The 21499-nt window shown below is 63.7% G+C and carries 15 protein-coding genes; 9 read left to right on the top strand and 6 right to left on the bottom strand.

From position 1 onward, the window contains the following. Positions 1 to 58: 58 nt before the first annotated feature. Positions 59 to 2251, bottom strand: a complete 2193-nt coding sequence (locus ACNJX9_RS10955) for a glycosyltransferase (protein WP_439408756.1) — start codon at positions 2249 to 2251, stop codon at positions 59 to 61. A 12-nt stretch (positions 2252 to 2263) separates the two neighbouring features. Further along, positions 2264 to 3544 carry an HlyD family efflux transporter periplasmic adaptor subunit gene (locus ACNJX9_RS10950; RefSeq protein WP_439408755.1) on the bottom strand — a complete coding sequence of 427 codons (1281 nt, stop codon included), beginning with the start codon at positions 3542 to 3544 and terminating at the stop codon, positions 2264 to 2266. A 256-nt stretch (positions 3545 to 3800) separates the two neighbouring features. Here ACNJX9_RS10950 and ACNJX9_RS10945 point away from each other — a divergent pair, with 256 nt between their 5' ends. Next, a complete protein-coding gene (locus ACNJX9_RS10945) occupies positions 3801 to 3956 on the top strand; it encodes a hypothetical protein (protein WP_439408754.1) in 156 nt (51 codons plus the stop codon). Between the two features lie 56 nt (positions 3957 to 4012). Here ACNJX9_RS10945 and ACNJX9_RS10940 read toward each other — a convergent pair whose 3' ends face one another. Then, the gene (locus ACNJX9_RS10940) at positions 4013 to 4939 is read right to left on the bottom strand and encodes a 2-hydroxyacid dehydrogenase (protein ID WP_057743131.1); all 927 of its coding nucleotides are present in this window, start codon (positions 4937 to 4939) and stop codon (positions 4013 to 4015) included. A 9-nt stretch (positions 4940 to 4948) separates the two neighbouring features. After that, complete coding sequence (locus ACNJX9_RS10935; protein WP_439408753.1) at positions 4949 to 6277, bottom strand: NAD(P)/FAD-dependent oxidoreductase; 1329 nt, start codon at positions 6275 to 6277, stop codon at positions 4949 to 4951. A 240-nt stretch (positions 6278 to 6517) separates the two neighbouring features. On the opposite strand from ACNJX9_RS10935, the gene ACNJX9_RS10930 reads away from it, so the two are divergent. Beyond that, positions 6518 to 8365, top strand: a complete 1848-nt coding sequence (locus ACNJX9_RS10930; protein WP_439408752.1) for an ATP-binding protein — start codon at positions 6518 to 6520, stop codon at positions 8363 to 8365. A 6-nt stretch (positions 8366 to 8371) separates the two neighbouring features. Here the strand turns inward: ACNJX9_RS10930 and ACNJX9_RS10925 are convergent, their stop codons facing one another. Continuing rightward, entirely contained in the window at positions 8372 to 9397 is a 1026-nt protein-coding gene (locus ACNJX9_RS10925) for an AraC family transcriptional regulator (protein ID WP_439408751.1), read from the bottom strand. Positions 9398 to 9584: 187 nt separating this feature from the next. Here ACNJX9_RS10925 and ACNJX9_RS10920 point away from each other — a divergent pair, with 187 nt between their 5' ends. Then, positions 9585 to 10034, top strand: a complete 450-nt coding sequence (locus ACNJX9_RS10920; protein ID WP_439408750.1) for a cupin domain-containing protein — start codon at positions 9585 to 9587, stop codon at positions 10032 to 10034. 106 nt (positions 10035 to 10140) lie between these two features. Beyond that, positions 10141 to 11634, top strand: a complete 1494-nt coding sequence (locus ACNJX9_RS10915; RefSeq protein ID WP_439408749.1) for a flavin-containing monooxygenase — start codon at positions 10141 to 10143, stop codon at positions 11632 to 11634. Here the strand turns inward: ACNJX9_RS10915 and ACNJX9_RS10910 are convergent. Then, positions 11631 to 13178 (bottom strand): TadE/TadG family type IV pilus assembly protein, encoded by a 1548-nt coding sequence (locus tag ACNJX9_RS10910; protein ID WP_245316737.1) that lies wholly within the window; start codon positions 13176 to 13178, stop codon positions 11631 to 11633. The two genes, ACNJX9_RS10915 and ACNJX9_RS10910, sit on opposite strands and share 4 nt — an antisense overlap. Positions 13179 to 13488: 310 nt before the next feature. On the opposite strand from ACNJX9_RS10910, the gene ACNJX9_RS10905 reads away from it, so the two are divergent. The 5 genes from ACNJX9_RS10905 to ACNJX9_RS10885 all read left to right on the top strand — a co-directional run bounded on the left by ACNJX9_RS10905 (position 13489) and on the right by ACNJX9_RS10885 (position 21466). After that, entirely contained in the window at positions 13489 to 14553 is a 1065-nt protein-coding gene (locus tag ACNJX9_RS10905; RefSeq protein WP_439408748.1) for a hypothetical protein, read from the top strand. A 47-nt stretch (positions 14554 to 14600) separates the two neighbouring features. Further along, on the top strand, positions 14601 to 15242 hold the full coding sequence (locus tag ACNJX9_RS10900; protein WP_439408747.1) for a glutathione S-transferase family protein: 642 nt from the start codon (positions 14601 to 14603) through the stop codon (positions 15240 to 15242). A 167-nt stretch (positions 15243 to 15409) separates the two neighbouring features. Continuing rightward, on the top strand, positions 15410 to 16594 hold the full coding sequence (locus ACNJX9_RS10895; protein WP_439408746.1) for an efflux RND transporter periplasmic adaptor subunit: 1185 nt from the start codon (positions 15410 to 15412) through the stop codon (positions 16592 to 16594). Between the two features lie 13 nt (positions 16595 to 16607). Next, positions 16608 to 19763 (top strand): efflux RND transporter permease subunit, encoded by a 3156-nt coding sequence (locus ACNJX9_RS10890; RefSeq protein WP_439408745.1) that lies wholly within the window; start codon positions 16608 to 16610, stop codon positions 19761 to 19763. Between the two features lie 281 nt (positions 19764 to 20044). After that, positions 20045 to 21466: an OpgC domain-containing protein gene (locus ACNJX9_RS10885; protein WP_439408744.1), complete on the top strand. Its 1422-nt coding sequence runs from the start codon at positions 20045 to 20047 to the stop codon at positions 21464 to 21466. The last annotated feature ends 33 nt before the right edge of the window (positions 21467 to 21499 follow it).

Raw genomic sequence — 21499 nt, 5'->3', positions numbered from 1 at the left:
GGCTTGACGGTCGATCGATGGCCCGTGGACTGGTCCGACAAGAAGGACAACACAGCAATCAGCTCGGCGCGACGGCCTCGATCACTGTGCCGGCCACTCGGCTAAAGCCAGGCTCGGTGAAACTCGTCGGATGCAGGCTTCGAGCTCCGGCAAGATGTGCAAAATCGTCTGTCCGCGGTTGAGGCCGAATGACCATGCTCTCTGCCGGCAGACGCTCGGTCGGCGAGAGCGGCGCGGGCTTCGCGCCGCCTGCAACAATATGGGGCAACGGCGCGGCCATTGACCAGATGTTCTTGAGCATCGCCCTGTTCACCGAGCACGCGACGACATCGTTCCGCTTCAGACGCGCGACGGTAAAGAGCTTGCGGATCAGCAGGTCTCGTTCAAGCGACTGCGGCAGTTTGAACCGCACCCCGATGAGCCGGCTTCTTTGTTGCGCAATCACCGCATCGACCCAACCCACTTGCATGATGTGCACGCGCAGCGGTTCTCCGGCGCGAGGACAGTCGATGCCGGAGCCGAGCGTAACGCCGGCGCCGGAGAGGGAGATGTTGCTCACGCGCCCGGAGAGCTGCTCGCCGGTCCCGGTCTGGATCAGGACCGTTTCGTCGACGTCGAAACGCTCCTCGGTACGTCCCATCCGCGCCTGCAGCGAGGTCATGCAGACGAAGAAAAGCACGATGACGTTCACGACCGACCAGAAGGCGACCATCGGCAGAGCCGCCGGATGATCGATCATCCGCCATTCCGGGATCGTGTTCAGAACCACACCGACAACCGTCAACGCCATCAGGATCGCCGACGGCCAGAATATCTCCGCAGCGTAACTTGCGCGCCGCGCCGCAGCGCCCTTGGGCGTCACCCTGAACGCATGTCCCGTCGGCTTGACGAGAGTCCCCAGCACCGTCGGCAGGAGCTTGAAGCTCTGGATCGTCGCCGACACCTGAGCGGCGAGCGGAAAATGCACGTGCGGCGCAAACCAGGAGATGCCGCCGTTGAGCGCCAGGATCGCGGGAAACAAGTAGTAGAACACCGATTCGGGGGTGACGTCGACGACAGGCGCCAGGCCGGTCCACATGAACACGATCGGAACCACCACAACCATGAGCGCCCGCAAGCCCAATGAGAGCCAATGCGTCGGAAAGAAAAGAAGCCGATGCATCAAGCCCAGTCCGGGGCCGAGCGGGCCGGCGGCGAGGTACAGCGTCTGGATCGCGCCACGCGCCCAGCGTTGCCGCTGCACGAAAAAGGCATCAAGGCTTTCCGGCGCCAGTCCAATCGCCAGCGGTTCGCAGAGATAGCGGGTGACGTATCCCTTGCGCAGCAGGACGAGCGTCAACAGGATGTCTTCCGTAATGGACTGTGTCGGCAAGGCATCGCCCACCGCGCGGAGTGCTGCGCGACGGGTGACGGAGTTGGAACCGCAACAGAAGGCACCATCCCAGCCGTCGCGCGCGGGCATGATGGAATCGAAGAAGAACCGTTGTTCGTCCGGCAGTCCCCTGTGCAGGCCGAGATTCGCCTGCATCGGGTCCTCATTGTAGAAGGCGTGCGGGATCTGAACGATTCCGACCTTTGAATCAGCGAAGAAGCCCATCGTGCGCATCAGGAAATTGCGCTGCGGCACGAAGTCCGCATCAAAGATCGCGAAGAACTCGCCGCTCGTCTTGGTCAGCGCATGATTGATATTGCCGGCCTTGGCATTCAAGTTGTCGGCGCGCGTGAGATAGCCGGCGCCCTTTTGCGTGCAGAGTGCCCTGAGCCAAGGCCTGCGACCATCATCCAAGACCCAGACCTGGATGTTTGGATAGTCCAGACACAGCGCGCCGGTGATCGTCTTTTCCAGCACCTCGAATGGCTCGTCATAGGTCGGAATAAAGACGTCCACCGAGGGCAGCGCGTCGTCCGGCAGGCTGCGAAGCCGACGCTCGTGCTGATCTGCTTCGCTTCGACGATCGGTCCTGCGAAGGAACGTCAGATAGAGAATGAACTGATCTGTGAAGGTCAGAAGCTCGACGAACAGGCAGAACCAGATCCAGCCGACCTGATACCAGGTCCCGCCTGCCGGCAGCACGGTGGTGAAAATACGCCACTCGAGATAGCGGGCGACCACAAGCCAAACCACGACGAAGACCGCGACACGCGCCCAAGGGCGCGCGACCGGGAAGGTCGGCGCCAACAGGTACATCACAGCAAAGATGGCCAGCATCGGCGCGAACAGCTGGGAGAAAGGCAGAGTGATGGCCTGCATGGAACAGCTCGCTCACAGGGACGATTGGTCGAGTTCCAGGCGAGCGGTCAGCCATTTCAACTTCGAGCTGACCAATCGTAGCAGGCCGTCGGCTCTGCGCTCGAAGCGCACCTCAGCCAGCCGTCCGATATCGCAGGAGCCGTTGCGGTCGGCCGACGTCTCATTGGGCGGAAGCGATATCTCAATGGTAATGTTGCCGGGATCAGGCCGCGGCACCCGAGCCGCAAGCAGCCGATCATCGCCGTACGCCGCCGATCCGCGGACCTGCCGGATCTGGCCGGTCTTCCATTCGCGGCTCCCAATCAGGCGGACGGTAGCCGCATCTCCGGCCTTGATCTTTTCGAAATCGCGCTCGGGTAGTTCAACAACGATAAACCGCCGTTCGCAATCTGCGAAGTCGAAGACCGACTGTCCTTCCGTGACCATCGAGCCCGGGCTGGCCGCGACCGACCAGACCACATGGGCCGCGGGCAAGGACAGATCGTAGTGATCGAGACGATCAAGTCGAGCGCGTTCCTCTGCGATTTCCGCGGCCAGCTGCGCGGCACGTGAGCTGTTCTGCAACAGGTCCGTCTCGAGCTCCTGTCGGCGGAGGACAAGCCGCTCGCGCTGCTGCTGAGAATAGGGCACGTCATTGGCATCGCCACGAAGATAAATGCCCTTCTCGGCCGCCCCCAGTTCCGTCCTGAGGCGCTGCAGGCGTTGATCGGCCATCTGGCACCGCGTTGCAGTTGCCTCCTGCGAGGCCTGGGCCTCACCGGAGCGGATCTGCGAACTGATGCCGAGCTTCACGAGCCTCTCCATCCGGCCCGCGACATCGTTCCGCTGTCGCGCCTCAGCGAGACAGCCGCCTTTTTCAACTTCCGTTTCACCGATCTCGTGGCTCAGGCGCGCCACCATCCCCGAACGATAGTCGTCGCTGCGTTCGCGGAGCTTGCGATCGAGCTCGGCGATTTCCTCGAGTTGCCGACGTGCGAGCTCGGCGCGTTTGGTGGACACGGCAAGCTGCTGGTCAAGGTCCATGAAGTGCCGGCGATCCGGCGAACGCGCCTCGACCAGCGGCACCATCCGGGTGTGCTCGAAATATTCACCCTTGCGTGGAAGATCTGACGAGAGCTGACCCGCCATCGGCGCAGTCACCCGCATGAGCTCGGCATTGACATAGGCGGAGGGAGCGATTCGGTAGGTCACATACGGCAACAGGGCCCATCCGCTGAGAGCGATAATCCCAAGCGCCAGGGATCGGCGAACGATCCGGCTGCGAATGAAACGTTCGACATGCAAGCGAACCACGACTGGATCTCCAATGAGCTTTGGTCGCTCCGACTGCCGCTGCGAAGGCGACAATCGCCGCATGGCCTGGGCGTTGGCATGAAGCCGGCGCCTTGAGGCAAGGAGCAATCCGACAACATTTGCCGCTGGCCGAAATCAGAATTCGCCGAAGCAGCAGACTCGCCCTCGCAACCACGAGAAGCATATCTAGGTTTCACCACAATAGGTTAATACGTGTCAAAACCGGAGAACTACGGCACCCGAAGCGAAGAACAAGATGCCGACCTATTCCGGCTTGAAGTCGGCGCGGCGCTTGTACCGACCGAATGGCGGCCGTGCGAGGGCGATCATCCCTCGCGCCCGGCGACGCACGACCAAGGTCAACGACTTCGCCAAGAGCAAGCCGATCGAATGGTTCGAGCGTGCCGCTTGATATGGCACTCGAGATTCATCGAGATCCGCGCCGATGTTCGCATCACCACCGCACCCTCAGTAACCGCGACGACGATCGACCAAGCCCGGCAGGGCTTCGCCGCGACGGTGACGGGCGATGGTGTCGAGCACGTAGTCGACGGCCGTTTCCGGCTTCGTCGTGCTGGCGATGTGCGGCGTCAGCAGAATGCGCGGATGGCTCCAGAAGGGATGGCCCGCAGGCAGCGGCTCCGGCTCTGCGACATCGAGCACGGCGGCCGACAACGCCCCGCTGTCGAGCGCCGCGATGAGATCGGCCTCGACCAGATGGCCGCCCCGGCCGACATTGAGCAGGCGTGCACCACGCGGCAGACGCGCAAACAGATTTGCGTCGAGGATGCCGCGCGTCTCCGATGTCAGCGGCAGCAGGCAGACCAGAATGTCGGTCTGCCCGACGAAATCCGCCAAGGCGTCCGCGCCCGCATAACAGGTGACGCCGTCGATGCTGCGCGGTGAACGGTTCCAGCCGGCGAGCGGGAAGCCGAACGATTTGAGCCGGTCGAGCACGGCCTGACCAAGCAGACCGAGCCCCATCACACCGACACGCCGCTCGCTCGCGTAGATCGCGGGGAGCTCACGCCAGACCTGCTCGCGCTGCTGGCCGATAAACTGCACGAGGTCCCGGTGCAACGCGAGCACCGACATGCAGGCATATTCGACCATGCGGTCGGTGATGCCCGGCTCCATCATGCGAACCAGCGGCACATGCGGCGGCAGTTTTGTGAAGTCGAACTGGTCGACGCCGGCGCCAACCGAGAACACCAGCTCGAGATTCGGAAAGCTCCGTGCGATATCGTCCGGCGGCACCCAGGCCACGAGATAGCGCACATCGGCCGGATCGCCGATGTCGGGCCAGAGCCGGAACGGCACGTCGGGCGCGCGCTGCGCGAACAAGCGTGCCCACTCCGCGCCGCGCACCAGATTGGCCTTGTAGAGAACCGTCATGCCGCGCCTTTAGAACGGGCTGACCGGCGCGAGCCGCCGGCCGTCGATCATGCGCTTGTGGCTATAGGCGGCGGGATCAACCAGCGGCGTCGCACCTGTGACGAGGTCGGCGGCGAGCTTGCCGGCGGCGGGGCCGATGCCGAAGCCGTGGCCGGAGAAGCCGGTGGCGAGGAAGAAGCCCGGCAGCGCATCAACCGGCGAGATCACCGGGATCGTATCCGGCGTGCAGTCGATGGTGCCACCCCAGGCCTCAGCGATCTCGATGTCTTTCAGCTCGGGGTTCGCCTTGATCAGCGAGGCCAATGCCGCGCTAACCAGCGACATGTCAGGCGCGGGATCGCGCACGCGCTCGGTCTCGAACGGCGACGGCTTGTCAAAGCTCCAGCTGGTGCCGCGCATGATCTGGTCGAAGAACGACTTGCCGAATGACAGCTTCAGTCCGCCCTTGCGATGCTGATAGGTCGGCCAGAAAGTGCGCGCGTAGCGGAATAAATCGGGCGACAGCTCGACCGTGCCGCGGTTGCGCAGCGCCAGCGTGAAGCCGCCGTCGAGGCGGCGGCGGATGCAGTAAAGATCGGTGCCGAGCGCGCCCGAGGTGATCTCCGGCGCCGGCGTGGTCCGGCACGCCGTGGCATTGACGAGACCGATCGGAAGCTCGATGCCATGGCGGCGGCAGAACAGCGACGACCATGCGCCGCCCGACAGCAGCGCGGCCTGGGTGCGAATGGTGCCCTTCTCGGTGACGACGGCGCTGACGCGCCCGCCTGTCGTCTCCAGCCCGCGCGCGGCACAGCCTTGATGGATGGTGACGCCGTGCTTGCGCGCAGCCGTCGCAAGCGCCGGCACCGCCATCGATGGCTCGGCGCGTCCGTCGCTCGGCGTGTGCAGGCCGCCGACCCATGTGTCGGTATTTCCCGGCATGCGCTCGGCAACCTCGGCCGGCGTCAGCACGGTCGAGTGCACCTGCATCTCGCGCGCGACGGCGGCCCAGCGCTCCCAGCCGGCGAGCTCGTCCTTGTTCTTGGTCAGGAACAGCACGCCGGTGCGGCGGAAGCCGGCATCGACGCCGGCATCGTTCTGCATGTCTTCCCACAGCCGCAAAGCTTCGCGCGCGAGCGGAATCTCCTCGCGCGCACGGCCCTGCTGACGGCACCAGCCCCAATTGCGGCTCGATTGCTCGCCGCCGACATGGCCCTTCTCGACGAGGGCAACGGAGAGCCCCTTCTTCGCCAGATGATAGGCCGCAGAGACGCCGATGACGCCGCCGCCGATGACGACGACGTCAGCCTGCGCCGGCAGACGCTCGTCGCTGTTTATTCGGTTGAGCGGGGGGGACATGATGCACTCCTGGAAGTCAGTTCGAACGATCACACCTCAATACAGCTGTCAATCGCATTGCTTGTATGCACGCCCTTCGCGCCGGAGCCATTCGCCCCGGGGGGTTGAACCCAAAGGAAAGGCAGGAGGACGACACTACCTCAAATTGCCCCTCGACGCCGCCGCGCGGAGTCTGTAGCTCACATCAGGCGACAGCCGGGACCGGGTGGCCGGTGCGGTTGTCGTCTTTGGTGTGGGAGCATGAAACTCAGGCGGCTTCTGACATTTGCGATGGCCGCGCAGTCCGTCGTGACCGCCGCGGCTCTCGTTGTCTCCTATGCCGTGGCCGGCAACGGTTTCGGCGCTGCCCAGATCGTTGCCCTGCTCGCAAGCGGCGCAGTTGCGGTGCTGCTCGCCCGCATTTGCGCACGCAGCATTGCGACGTCACAGGACAAGGGCCTCGCCGCTCGACTGGCTGAGCAGGCGCGCACGGACAGCGCTCAGATGACGCAAGCCATCATCAGGACCGCGCTCGACGCCTTCATTCAGACCGACGACACCGGCATTGTCCTGGAGTGGAGCCTGCAGGCCGAGGCCCTGACCGGCTGGTCGCGGCTGGAAGCTCTGGGTGCCGACGTCGTCGACTTGCTCGTCGCCGAGCCGCTGCGCCCAGGTTTCAGGCAGCGCATGATGCGCATCCTGCCGGAACTCCGCGATACGCCGATCGGCATCCGCTTCGAGGCAAACATCCTGCACCGAACCGGCGACGACATCCTGATCGAGGCGTCGAGCACCGCGCTCCGCATCGGTGACCGCTCCGTCATCAACGTCTTCGTCAAGGACGTGACGCAAAAGCGCGCGGCGGAGGAGCAGCTGATCCAGTCCCAGAAGATGGAGGCGGTCGGCCAGCTCACCGGCGGCATCGCGCACGAGTTCAACAACATGCTCACGGTCATCACGGGCACGATCGAGATCCTGGCCGAGGCCGTGAAGGACAATCCGCCGCTCGCCTCCATCACCAAGCTGATCAGCGAGGCTGCCGACCGCGGCGCCGCGCTGACCTCGAGCCTGCTGTCGTTTGCGCGCAAGCAGGCGCTGCAGCCGGCCGAGATCGACGTCAACGATTTGCTCGAGGAGCTTTCAAAGCTGCTGCTGGCAACGTTCGACAAGAAGATCGAGATCGTGCGCAAGCTCGACGGCAATGTCTGGCTCGCCTACGCCGACCGCGGGCAGCTCAGCGCGGCGCTGCTCAATCTCGCCATCAACGCCCGGGACGCGATGCCGGAGGGCGGCCGCCTGACGCTGACGACGCGCAATGTGGTGTTCGGCGTGCGCGAGGCCGTTGCGGTCGGCGCCGGCTACGCCGGCGACTATGTCGAGATCGAGATCATCGATACCGGCACGGGCATCCCCCAAGCGCACGTCGAACGGATCTTCGATCCGTTCTTCTCGACCAAGGAGGTCGGCAAAGGCACCGGCCTCGGGCTCAGCATGGTGTTCGGCTTCGTCAAGCAGTCCGGCGGCGGCATCAAGGTCAAATCCGAAGAAGGCCGCGGCACGACCTTCACGGTCTATCTGCCGAAGGCAGCGACCAGCGCGTTGCGCCCCGCAAGCTATGATGCGCGCAAGATCGTGGGCGGCACCGAGACCATCCTCTGCGTCGAGGACGACCGCGACGTCCGCCGATACGTCACGGTCCAGCTCGAGAGCCTCGGCTACAAGGTCGTCCCCGCCGCCAACGCGACCGAAGCGCTTGCGATTGCGGCCAGCGGCACGCCGTTCGACCTGCTGTTCACCGACATCGTGATGGCCGGCGGCATCAACGGCCGCGAGCTTGCGGACCGGATGGTGGCCGCGCGTCCGTCGCTGCGGGTGCTGTTCACCTCGGGCTACGCTCACGATTCCCAGCACGCGCCGGGAAGCGCGACCACGGGCGCGCCGCTGCTGGCAAAACCCTACCGGAAGGCCGAACTCGCACGCATGCTGCGCCGCTCACTCGATACCGCCGTCGATGCCGCCGGCGATGCGATCCCGACGCCTTATTCGGTGCAGGCGGATGTCGAGGGGTTCTTACGCAAACAAGCGCGCGAGGATCGCGAGACGAGGTGATCGGCTTCAGCTCATGCGCCGTCGCAGCGTTGCCGACGGTGTCTCGCCGAATTTTTCGCGATAGGCTCCGGCCATGCGGCCGAGATGCGTGAAGCCAAGATCGAATGCGATGTCGGTGATCGAGACGTCGAGTGACGCCTTCGCGAGCCGGGCGTGGAGACTGGCAAGCCTGATATCGAGCAGCATCTCGGAGATCGACATCTCAAAGTGACGGCGGAAGCCGAGCTGAAGCGCACGGATGCCGATGCCGGACGCGCAGGCGAGCTGCGCGAGATCGAGCGGCTCATCGGCATTGTCAGCAAGATAGTCCCGCGCAGCGCGGAGCGCGCGCGGCAGGCGCTCGGCTTGACCCGAGAACGTGATGATCGCATCCGACAGGCCGTGCCGCTGGCCATTGAGCAGACGATCGAGCAGCACCTCGCGCCATCCGGCCATCGCCGTCGGTGAAAACCTGCCGCACGGTCCCAGCCGTTCGGCAAGCGTCATCAGCTCGGCAAGGCTGGCTTGCAGATGCCGGCTCGACGGCGCGCTGAGGTCGATCACGGGATCGAATTCGACCGCGCCCGCCGCCCTGCCCGACAGCGCCGCGGCACGCTGCTCCACCATGCGGCGATCGAGCAGCAAGATCGCTTGCGCACAGTCACGCCAAATCATCTGCGTTGCGATCGTGGGCGACAACAGCGAAGCAATTTTGCCAGGCGCGACGTCGAATCCGCTGGCACCTGCGTGAATATGGGCACTGCCTGTGAGCGGGACCTGGACCAGAAAGAAGCGTTCGAGGCAGCCCGGATCGATGCTGACGGTCCCGCCATAGCCGACATAGTTGATGGAAAAGCCGTCGAAGGCTGCGCAATTGTGCCGGGCCGAAAATCCGGACGCACGGGCCTGCGCCGGCTTGAGATCGTGCGGACAGAAAATATGACCGATCTGTTCGGCCGCTTCGTCGACATCATCGGTGGTGACACGAGCGAACGCCGCAAGCCGTTCGGCTGCGGGCGCCCTTGCGCTCATTTCCTGCACGGCTGCGGACATGATCGACCACGCTTCGCGTCGCGGAATTGCTTTAAGCCTATAATAGTTCCGGGGACGCGAAAAGGGCCGTGTCGCAAATTCGTCGTGCTGCAGGGCAATAGCCACGGCCGGATTCGTTTAGCGGATAGACAGCCGCTCGCATGTGGCTGAAGCTCCATCCTCGCCGGTATCCAACAGGAGGCGAGCCATGACTGCACTCGAAAAGGGCATTACTGCAAACGGCACGGGCTACGGCGGCAAGAGCTGGAACATCCTGGGGCAGGTCTACTTCCCCAAGGCCGTCACCGACTCCACCTTCGCGTTCGAGACCAACAGCGATCCCGGCCAGTTCGTGCCGGTGCATATCCATCCGACTCAGGACGAATTCATCCTGGTGCAGGAAGGCACGCTCGACCTCAAGCTCGACGGCGTCTGGGTCAAGGCCCATGCCGGCGACCTCGTGCGCATGCCCCGCGGCATTCCGCACGGCTATTTCAACAAGTCGGACAAGCCGTGCCGCGCGCTGTTCTGGGTCTCGCCGATGCAGAAGCTGGAAGCGCTGTTCAACCAGCTGCACAATCTGACCGACCCGGCCGAGGTCGTGCGCATCTCGGCGATGCACGAGGTCGACTTTCTGCCGCCCGAGGCCAACGACTAGGCGCCCGCCTCCTCGTTCACATTCACCTGCCTGCAGCCCCGCCGGCCGCACCTTGCGGCCGAACGTGGCCGCTCGCGCGCAAAACACAACGATTGCGAGCCATCCCATGGTCAGCCCCAAGCATGTCTGCGTGATCGGCGCCGGCGTCTCCGGCCTCGCCACAGCGAAAGCCTTCTCCGCCCGCGGCCACCACGTCACCATCGTCGAACGCAGCGCCGATCTCGGCGGCGTCTGGGAGCCGGCGCGCTCCTACCCCGAGGTGCAGACCCAAAGCCCCAAGGATCTCTACCGCTACACCGATCGCGCCATGCCCGAGACCTATCCGGAATGGCCGACCGGGCCGCAGGTCCATGCTTATCTTGCCGACTACGCCAAAAGCTTCGGTCTCGACCGCAGGCTGCGCCTCAATACGACGGTTTCGGGCATGGCGCGGCGCACCGACGGCAGACCGGGCTGGACGCTCGCCCTGTCGGGCAAGGATGGCGCGACCAGCAACGAGGATTTCGATTTCGTCGCTGTTTGCACCGGGCAGTTCAACGAGCCGCGGGAGCTGCATTGCCCGGGCGAGGACGGCTTTCTGGCAGAGGGCGGCCAGATCCTGCATTCGTCGAAATACGGCGATGCCACACTTGCGAAAGGCCGCCGCGTCGTCGTGCTCGGCGGATCGAAATCGGCGACCGACATTGCCGTCAACGCGGTGAAATCGGGAGCGCGCGAAGTCACCATCGTGATGCGCGAGCCGGTCTGGCGCATCCCCTATTTCATCGGCGGGCTCGTGAACTTCAAGCGCATCCTCTATATCCGCGCGCAGGAGGAGATGTTTCCGGGCTGGGGCCTCGGTGCGATGTCACGGCTCGCGTACCGTCTCGCTGCGCCCCTGATCTGGGCGAACTGGCGCGGCCTCGAGAGCCTGTTGAAAGCGCAGCTCAAGCTTGGCAAGTGCAAGATGGTGCCGAAACAGCGGATCGAGGATGGCGTCAACTGCTCGGTGCCGATCGCGACGCCCGGCTTCTACCCGATGGTCGCCGACGGCCGCATCAAGGCGGTGTTCGGCACGTTCGATCATTATGAACGCGACAGCATCGTGATGAGCGGCGGCGAGCGCATCGGTGCAGACGTCGCGGTTCTCGCGATCGGTTACAAGCTCGGCGTGCCCTTCCTTCCCGAGGCCTATCAGCAAAGGCTGGTCGATGCGGACGGGCAGTACCGGCTCTACCGCCTGATCGCCAACCCCGACCTGCCCGACCTCGGCTTCGTCGGCTTCAACTCGTCCTTCTGCACCGTGCTCTGCGCCGATCTCGCGGCCAACTGGCTGGTGCGCTATGCCGATGGACAGCTCGCGAACCAGCCGACGGAGCGACAGATGCGCGACAACATCGAGATGATGCTGCACTTCAAGCGGGTGGAGCGACCGGCCGCCGGCGTCTATGGCGGCCTGTGTGTCGCACCTTATCACTACCGGCATTTCGACGAGCTGATGGCCGACATCGGCGCAAAGGCCCACAAGCGCGGCGGGCTCAAAGGACATTTCCTGCCGCCCGACGCCGATGTCTATGCAAAATTCCTAACGTCAGCGCCAGCCTATCAGGCAGCGGATTAGTTGGTGATGCGGGCCTCCTGGACCGCATGATTGAACATCGCGTTCAGCGCCGCCGTGATGTCGGCAGGTGTGTTCGCGGTGTAGAAGAAGCCCGGAGAGGCACAGTTCTGCAGGCTGGCCGGAATGTTCGGGATGTTCCAGTTGGCGTAATCGTCCTCGTCGCCGGCGAAGGACGCGTTGACCGGATTGATCTTCTGATAGGGGATATACAGCACGGAGATGATGATGCCGCGGTTCTTCAGCGGCGTGCACGATGTGGCCGGGTTTATCGTGGTGGCATGGTTGCTGCCCGACCAGGACCCGTTGGGAACGCCCTTGACCTGCGGATCCTGCGCGCCATCGGTGACGAGGAAGACATAGGGCAGCGTGTTGTTCCACGCGCTGCCGTCGCCCACACTCGTGATCAGCGTGTTCACGCTCGACAATGCCGTGTCGATATGCGTGCCGCCCGAGCCGAGGCTCGCATTCATGTTGGTATCGAGCAGCGTCGCCAGATTGGCCGCGGCATAGTTGATCGTCGACGGATTGGTCGTCGAACCGTTGATGCTGCTGGTCAACGGGAAATACGAGTACAGATAGCGAATGAAAGGATAGAGGCCGATGCGGAACTGGTTCGTCACCCTCGCCGTATTGTTCGCCGTGACGAACAGCTGGTTCACCGCATAGCCGACGGCGTCAAGCCGCAGCTGGATGCAGGAATCGGTCCCGTCGGTCGGGCAGTTCGCCACCGTCGCGAGATTTGAGTAGAGCGAATTCGGCAGTCCGGAGACGATCGAGGACGGCAGCTGAACTCCCATGGGATTGGTGGCCTTGGGGCTGAGCAGGCCCCTGTACCCGCTCTGGCTGACGCGCGAGATCGCGTAGCCGAGGCAATAATTGTTGGTGGGATAGCCTTGCGTGCCGGAATCCGTGCAGGCGCTGTTCTGCGGCGAGAAATGGCAGGCCAACGTGCAGCCCGTCGGATATTGCCGGTAGTTGTCGGGATTGATCGACTGCATGCGCTGGGCTTCCGCGGTGGTCGAGGGAAGGCCCATCGAGCCCGAGACGTCCAGCGTCAGATAGAAGTCGAGATACAGCGGCAGCGTCGTGGACGACGACGAACTGCCGGTCACGGTCAGCTTGTGGTAGCCGAGAAGCTGCATGAAGGTGACGGGGACGTCTGCACTGAATTGCACGGACGCCGACAATCTCGATCCCGATTTGGTGACGGTGCTCGTCACACCCAGATTGGTGTAGCTGTTGGCGAACCCGGTAACGTTTCCGGTGAAGATGTTGTTAGCTTCCGTAACGCCGGCGGCAACCGATCCGTTCGACGTCATTGCCATCGCGGCGTTGTAGCCGGCCGAGTTGACCGAGATCGAGGCCACGCTCGCCGCATCCGCGGAACTTTGCAGCTTCGCCTTGATCCGCGTCGCCATGCTGTAGTCGATGGCACATCCGATCGACGCAATGAGCGGCACGAGCGCGATTGCAAAGATGGCGGCGACGTTCGCACGGGAGTCGCGCTGCCATCGCGACAGGAGCCGGCCAAGGCGCTGTACCATTCCAAAATCCGGCATTGCCAAGCCTTCTCGACGGTTCGCGGAAAAATGATTGACGAGAGTCAAAAGGGGCATGAGACGAAACACTCGCCGGGACCAGCGCTTGGTTAGCGAAGATGATAAACTTCGCGTAAAAGGCCTCGCCTAGCCCCCGGGACATTGCGGTACATTGTGCAGGTCGGGCGCTACCGAATCGTAAAGTTGTGCGGTGAAAAGTGGGCCCATCCCTCCTCCCGGCCACCCCTCGCCAACCCGCATCCTTGGGGCTTACGATCTCCACGGAAGCCGAATCGGCAGGCCCGGGAACCTCGCGATGCCAATACGATGTTATGCCGCCGTTGCGGCGCTGGCCCTGTTCCTCATAACGCCCGCTTCGGGACAAGGCGCACCGACGCCGGCGCAGTCGGAGGCATCAGCCGCTTACGAGCACGCGCTCGGTGAGTTCAAGTCGATCCTTGCCGAGCGGCGCCGCCAGATCGAGACCAAGCAGCCGCTGCCGAACCTGCCGGGCCAGGCGCTCTATCTCGCCCGCGTCGCTGTCATCAGCACCTACAAGGATCTGACCGATGCCATGCCGTCGCGGATCGGCCAGCCGAACAAGTTCGGGATCCCTCCGGCCTATTTCGACGCCGCGATCGAGCCGCTGGTCGACGAATATGCCGATATCTTCGAGATCATGGAGGCGCCGCCCGCGAGCGCTCAGAATTCGCCGACACCGTTCAAGGACGTCGTCGATCTTGGCACCGCGATTGCGCGCGCCAAAGGGCTTGCGCCTGCTGACGCCGAGGCCGCGGGCCGCATCAGCCTCGGACTCTTCTACGCCGAGACGAACGGCAAGCAGAACGTCCGCAACGCACGCTCGAATACCTATATGGGCAGCCTGCAGACCGGCCCCTCCGAGGACCGCAACGGCCAGCGCAAATGGGAGGCGATCAAGGGCACGATCGCGGCCATCGATCCAGCGTTGAACGCGCGCGACGACAAGGAAGAGGCGCGGTCCCGCGGCACCGACCGCCGTTTCAATCACTGGACCAACGTCCGCGACGGCCTCATGAACGCGCATGCGGAGCTGTTTGCCGAAATCCCCGGGATCGTGAAGACGCTGCCCGATCCGATCGAGCAGATGAAGCTGTTCGAGCTGATCCAGATCATCCCGACGCCGACGCGAGCCGCGCTGAGGTCCGGCGATCTGCTGAACACCAGGGTGTCCAATCCCACCATCATGAAGCACTTGCGCAACAACAGCATCTTCGCCTTCGGCAAGGTCGACCGGGCGCGAAGCTCGGCGACCTTCCGCGAGATTTTGGGCGCGATGTGGCTGTTCAAGCGGAAGTTCGACAAGGCGATGGTGAAATATGCGGAGATCAGACCGCGCTAGATCGTCTGCGAGTCAGTTTATCCAGTCCAATCCAGGAATGTTCAACCATGCTCACCGTCTATGGCGAAGGCCGCGGCTTCCGTGTTGTCTGGCTGCTTGAGGAACTCGGATTGGCTTATCGGCTGCGCCCGGTCGATCTGCTCGCAGCCGGGAAAGATCGAGATTTCCTTGCGGTCAACCCCGCCGGCTTCATTCCGGTGCTGCAGGACGGCGACACGATCATGGTCGAGTCGATCGCGATTCTCGAGTACCTGCTCGCCCGCCACGGCCCGAATTCGCTTGCCGTCGCCCCCGATGATCCTGCCTTCGCTCCCTATCTGCAATTTCTCCACTTGGGCGAGGCCGGGCTCGCCGGGCCGATGAATACAGTCCTTGTCGGTCGCCAGCTGGCGCCGGAAGCCGAGCGAGGCGCGCGGGTGACCCGCTGGGCAGCCGAGACCTTCGAGAGCCGGCTTGGGTTGGTCATCCGTCGCCTCGCGGATTGCCCCTATCTCGCCGGCGACCGATTCACTGCCGCCGATATCTCGGTGAGCTACGCCCTCCTGCTCGGCCTGCGAACCGGCAACTACGTCCCCGGTCCGACCGAGCGGGACTATCTCGAGCGCACGACGGCACGTCCCGCCTACGCCCGAGCGATGGAAAGCTGCCAGGCCACCAAGGCTTGGGCGGCGAGATCACCGGGACTATAGGGCACTTCATCGGAGAGAGCGTTCGTTCTCCACCTTGTCGCCGTCGGTCAGCGTTTTCGATCGTTGTGGGTGCCGCCACAGCGGACTACACCATGGCTATGGTGTTCCACGAACGGGCATTTGTTGGTAGCCTGCCGCACCGACAGACGATCATCAGGGGCCACCGAATGACTTGCGCGAATCCCGCTCGACTCACCGGACCGTGGAGACATCTCTGTCTGACGCTGACCGCGACAATGGCCGTGGTTGCGCTCGCCGGCTGCGAGGACAAGAACGCCTACGTGGCGCCGCCGCCCCCGAAGGTCGATGTCGCCACACCCATACAGCGCCCGGTCACGCGCTATGTCGAAGCTACCGGCAACACCGCGCCGATCAAGAGCGTCGATCTCGTCGCGCGCGTGCAGGGTTTTCTGCAAACGATCGACTACACCGACGGCACCTTCGTCAAGCAGGGCACCCAGCTGTTCACGATCGAGCCCGAGACCTACAAGCTGAAGCTCGAGCAGGCGCAGGCCGCCGAGGCCGGCGCGCAGGCCTCGCTCAGGCAGGCGGAAGCTGATTTCAAACGACAGGCGGAGCTGGTGCAGCGGCAGGCGGTCTCGCAGTCGACGCTGGACACGTCGACATCGACCCGCGACAACGCCCAGGCCAATCTCCAGCAGGCCCAGGCCAACACCAGGATCGCGGAGCTCAACTACAGCTACACCAAAGTGAGCGCGCCGTTCGACGGCATCGTCAGCGCGCATTTGGTCTCGGTCGGCGAGCTGGTCGGCGCCTCCTCCCCGACGCAGCTTGCGACCATTGTTGCCATGGATCCGATCTGGGTCAACTTCACCGTCAACGAGCAGGACGTGCTGCGCATCCGGGCCGAGGCGCAACGCCGCGGACTGACGGTGGCCGAGCTCAGACAGTTGCCGGTCCAGGTGGGCCTCCAAACCGAGACCGGCTATCCGCATGAAGGCCACCTCGACTACGTCTCGCCAACCCTCAATACATCAACCGGCACGCTCGCCGTGCGCGGCGTCATCCCCAACGACAAGCGGGTGCTGCTCCCGGGCTATTTCGTCCGGGTCCGCGTGCCCTTCGACCAGGACAAGGACGCCCTGCTCGTTCCTGATACGGCGCTCGGCAGCGACCAGGGCGGGCGCTATCTGCTGGTGGCCAACAAGGACAACGTCGTCGAACAGCGCAAGGTGCAGATCGGCCCAACCGACAATGGCCTGCGCGTGATCGAGAGCGGCCTGCAGCCTGACGACCGCGTGGTCATTTCGGGCCTGCTGCGCGTGATCCCGGGCCAGAAGATCGATCCGCAGCTGACCAAGATCGAGCAGCCGCAGGCGTCTGCCAAGTGAGGGGCCGCCAGCCATGATCTCAAAGTTCTTCATCGAGCGGCCGGTCCTCTCGAACGTCATTGCGCTGCTGATGATCCTGATCGGCGGCGTGGCGCTGTTCAACCTCGCGATCGCGCAATATCCCGACGTGGTGCCGCCGACGGTGCAGGTGACGACGCGCTATCCCGGCGCCAGCGCCAAGACCGTGATCGACACCGTCGCGCTGCCGATCGAGCAGCAGGTCAATGGCGTCGAGGACATGCTCTACATGCAGTCCTACAGCGGCTCCGACGGCACCTACACCCTGACGGTGACCTTCAAGATCGGAACGGATCTGAATTTCGCGCAGGTGCTGGTGCAGAACCGCGTTTCCAGCGCGCTATCGCAGCTGCCGCAATCGGTGCAGAACCAGGGCGTTACCGTTCAGAAGAAATCGACCTCGATCCTCTTGTTCGTGACGCTGACCTCGCCGGACTCGCGGTTCGACAGTCTTTTCCTGAGCAACTACGCCACCATCAATATCCGCGACGAGCTGTCCCGCCTGCCCGGCGTCGGCAACGTCACGGTGTTCGGCGCCGGCCAGTATTCGATGCGCATCTGGCTCGATCCGAACAAGCTGCAGGCGCGTGCACTGGTGCCGCAGGACGTCATCCAGGCGATCCAGCAGCAGAGCCAGCAGGTCTCGGCCGGACAGGTCGGCGCGCCGCCGACGCCGCCGGGACAGGCGTTCCAGTACACGCTCAATGTCAACGGCCGGCTCGAAGACACCAGCCAGTTCGAGAACATCATCGTCAAGACCGGGACCAGCGGCGACGTCACGCGCGTGCGCGACGTCGGCTGGGTCGAGCTCGGCGCGCAGACCTACAGCCAGATCTTCTCCCTCAACAAGCAGCCCGCGACCGGCATCGGCGTGTTCCAGTCGCCCGGCGCCAACGCGCTTCAGGTCGAGCAGGCCGTCGAGAAGAAGATGGTCGAGCTCGCCAAGCGCTTTCCGGAAGGCATCAAGTACGACACGCCGTTCGACACCACGAAATTCGTCAACGCCTCGGTGCACGAGGTCTACATGACCCTGATCGAGGCCGGCCTGCTCGTGCTGGTCGTGATCCTGGTGTTCCTGCAGGACTGGCGCGCGATGCTGGTGCCGGCGACCACGGTGCCTGTCACCATCATCGGCGCCTTCGCCGCGATGGCGGCGCTCGGCTTCACCATCAACATGTCGACGCTGTTTGCGATCGTGCTCGCGATCGGCATCGTCGTCGACGACGCCATCGTCGTGGTGGAAGGCGCTGCGCACAATATCGAGCAGGGCATGAACGGGCACGACGCCGCGATCAGGGCGATGGACCAGCTGTTCGCGCCGATCGTCGGCATCACCCTGGTGCTGATCTCGGTGTTCCTGCCCGCCTCGTTCCTCGCCGGCCTCACCGGCCGCATCTATTCGCAATTCGCGCTGGTGATCGCGGCGACCGCGCTGCTGTCCGCCATCAACGCGGCAACCCTGAAGCCGACGCAATGCGCGCTATGGCTGCGGCCGGCGGTGCCGCCGGAGCAGCGCAATTTCTTCTACCGCGGCTTCAACGCCGTCTATGACAGGGTCGAGCGGGGCTACACGCGGCTGATCACGTTTCTGGTGAAGCACGCGAGCGCTTCGGTCGCATGTGCGCTCCTCGTGATCGGGCTCAGCGGCTACGGCCTGTCACGGGTGCCGACCGGCTTCCTGCCGATCGAGGACCAGGGCTATTTGATCGCGGCCGTGCAGCTGCCCGACGGCGCCTCGCTGGAGCGAACCCAGAAGGTGCTCGACCGCGCCGCCGACATCATCAAGGACACGCCCGGCGTCCAGCAGGTCATCACCATCGCCGGCATCTCCGCGCTCGACAACAGCGCGAGCCTTGCCAATGCCGGCGTTGCCTACATCATCCTGAAGGACTGGTCCGCGCGCGGCAAAGGCGAGGATCTGCGCTCGCTGGTCTACGGCCTCAACGACCGGGTCTCGACCATCATGGAGGCGCGCACGCTGGTGCTGCCGCCGCCGCCGATCCAGGGCATCGGCAATGCGGCCGGCTTCTCGATGCAGGTCGAGCTGCGCGACGGCAACAGCGATTTCGCCAAGCTGCAGGCCATCACGGGCGCCATGGTCTCCAACGCCCAGAGCCAGAGCGCGCTGCAGCGCGTCTCGTCCTCGTTCCGCTCGGCGGTGCCGCAATTCAATGTCGAGATCGACCGCGTCAAGACCCAGACGCTGCACGTGACGACCGACGCCGTGTTCTCCGCGCTGTCGACCTATCTCGGCTCGTCCTATGTCAACCAGTTCAACAAGTTCGGCCGCGTGTTCCAGGTCTACACGCAGGCCGATCCCGCATTCCGCGTCACCGAGCGCGACATCGCCAACATGCAGGTGCGCAACCAGAACGGCGACATGATCCCGATCGGCACGATCGCCACCATCACGCCTGTGACCGGACCGTCGCTGATCAGCCTCTACAATCTCTACCCGTCCTCCACCATCGTCGGCCTGCCGGCCCAGGGCTATTCGTCCGGCCAGGCGCTGCAGCTGATGGAGGAGATCGCCGACAAGACGCTGCCGCCGGGTACCGGTTTCGAATGGACCGCGATGTCCTACCAGGAGAAGGCGGTCTCCAACCAGATCTACTGGGTGTTCGGCCTCGCCATGCTGCTGGTCTATCTCGTGCTCGCCGGCCAGTATGAGAGCTGGTACGCGCCGATCTCGGTGATCCTCGCGGTGCCGCTGTCGCTGCTCGGGCCGATGCTGGTGCTGAGGGGGGTCGGCATCGACAACAACCTCTATTGCCAGATCGGCCTGATCCTCCTGATCGCGCTGTCGGCCAAGAACGCGATCCTGATCGTCGAGGTCGGGCTCGAGCTGCACGGGCGCGACGGCAAGCCGATCATCGAATCCGCGATCGAGGCGGCGCGCGCCCGCTTCCGCCCGATCCTGATGACCTCGTTCGCCTTCATCCTCGGCGTGGTGCCGCTGGTGCTCGCGACCGGCGCCGGCGCCAGCGCGCGCAAGTCGATCGGCATCACCGTGTTCTCGGGCATGCTGGCCTCGACCTGCCTCGCGGTGCTGTTCGTGCCGGCCTTCTTCGTGGTGGTGCAACGGTTCGAGAACTGGCTGGAGCAGCGCAAGGCGCCGAAGGCAAAGCCGGTCGCGGAGGCGAAATCTTAAAACAACCCCATGCACAGTAGACATGGGGTTGAAAAGGCTCGAGTTATTCGATTTTACCGAAAATTGCTTGCGCCGTCGGGCAAAACACCGGCATAATGGCATCATCGGATGTGCGCTCGCATCAGCGCAAAATTGCTACGCAATTTTGTCGCGAACTCTCTCGCAGTGACGGAGAGTCCTTCTCGGTCACTTCCAATGCCGACCGGCTAACGAAGCCATAGGGCCAAGGCATTGGATCGGTCACCCCGTACCGATTATGCAGCCCTCACGCACGGCATTCGTTGTGTGAGGTATGCACATGCAGGCATCGCATTTTCGATGTTCTTGTTCCGGAGCGGAGGTTAAACTCCTGGGAACAGGGAGGGGGACCAATGGGGCGTTCGCCGATTCTGGGTATCCATAGAGCGCGGGCCGGGAGTGGGGTGACTGGTCGCCCTCAGTACCGCCGATTGATCTGGCTCGCCGCCTGGTTCGCCAGAAGTTACCCCAAATCAAAACGGCATCGTGTTGCGCCGGCGTCTTCGCCGCCCCTCGCAACACCCAGCTTTGCCGTCGCCAAAGGCGAGCGAGAACTGCGGCTCGACTTCTTCCGCGGCCTGGCCCTCTGGCTCATTTATATCGATCACGTTTCACCCGACGTCCTGACCTGGGTCACGATACGCAACTACGGGTTCAGCGACGCAGCCGAAGTGTTCATCTTCATCTCCGGCTTCACTGCAGCTCTGGTCTACGGTCGCGCAACCTTCGAGGCTGGCTTCGTGATCGGGACAGCGCGCGTGCTGCGGCGGGTCTGGCAAATCTATACCGCGCATCTTCTGCTCTTCCTGGTGCTGATGGCCGAAATCGCTTTCGTCACGACGGTTTCCGAGAAGCCGGCGTTCTACATCCAGGAGATGGAGGTCGGAGAATTCTTCAAGCAACCCGGTTCCGAAATGATCCAGGCGCTGCTGTTGCGATTCCGTCCCCTGAACATGGATGTCCTGCCGCTCTATGTCGTTCTGATGGCTTTTCTGCCGTTGGTGCTGCTGCTCGCCAGGTTGCACAGGGATCTGCCGCTCGCCCTGTCCGCCGGACTCTATGTGCTCATGCTTCGATACGACCTGCATTTGTCGACCTATCCGGACGGCTTCTGGTCGTTCAATCCTTATGCATGGCAGCTGCTGTTCGTGTTCGGTGCCTGGTGCGCGCTTGGAGGAGGCAAGCGACTGTCGCCGATCCTCAATTCCCGATCCGTGTTGTGGCTGGCCGTTGCCTATCTCTGCGCGGCCTTCTTTGTGACCATGACGTGGTATTTTCCGTCACTGGAGCGGGCGATCCCCGGCTGGGTGGCGCGGCTGATCTATCCGATCAACAAGACCGATCTCGACATCCTGAGGTTTGCGCATTTCCTGGCGCTGGCTGCCGTCGCGCTCCGCTTCGTGCCGGGCGACTGGGCGGGGTTACGATCGGCCTGGGCGCGCCCGCTCATTCTTTGCGGACAATATTCTCTTCAGATTTTTGCGCTCGGCGTCGCCCTGTCATTCGCAGGCTACGCGCTGCTCACCGAGCTTGATGCGGGTGTCATGCTGCATGTGGTGGTCGGCGCCGGCGGCATCCTGATCCTGTACGGCATGGCAAGGGTATTCACCTGGTACAAATGGGCGATGTCCGGGCGCGAGCGCGCCAAGACGGATACTTCCAAGCTGATTACGCAAGATGCTTGAAAACAATTCACTCTTATTCAAGGGACCGACGGA

This window comes from Bradyrhizobium sp. BLXBL-03 (assembly GCF_051853015.1).
Lineage (GTDB): Bacteria > Pseudomonadota > Alphaproteobacteria > Rhizobiales > Xanthobacteraceae > Bradyrhizobium > Bradyrhizobium manausense.
Note: the sequence above shows the minus strand (reverse complement) of the source record. Positions and strands in the feature narration are given on the sequence as shown.